This is a genomic window from Vibrio sp. 10N.222.55.C6 (assembly GCF_041473395.1).
GTDB lineage: Bacteria > Pseudomonadota > Gammaproteobacteria > Enterobacterales > Vibrionaceae > Vibrio > Vibrio crassostreae_C.
Window position 1 is genome coordinate 1 of the sequence record NZ_JBFRSD010000666.1, and the last position, 261, is coordinate 261.

General features: G+C 44.1%; 1 protein-coding gene. It reads left to right on the top strand.

All coding sequences use genetic code 11. From position 1 onward, the window contains the following. A partial coding sequence (locus AB4486_RS25555) for a metal ABC transporter permease (RefSeq protein WP_372119530.1) occupies positions 1-261 on the top strand: 261 nt, incomplete at both ends.

Here is a 261-nt window from a genome sequence, read left to right on the forward strand (position 1 = left end):
AGTGGGTGCGGCGTTACTGATGTATGTTGCTCGTAAGATCAATATCCACATGCTTGAAAACGTACTGTTTGGCTCGATTCTTACGGTAACAGACCAAGACTTAGCGATTCTCGCAGGTAGTTGCGTGATCATCATCTTGCTCTTGATACCGACATTCAACCGCATTCTCCTGACTTGTATCAGCCCTGATATAGCTAAGGTTCGTGGTTACAACACCAGCTTTTACGATTACTTGTTTGTCATGATGATCACCTTAGTGAC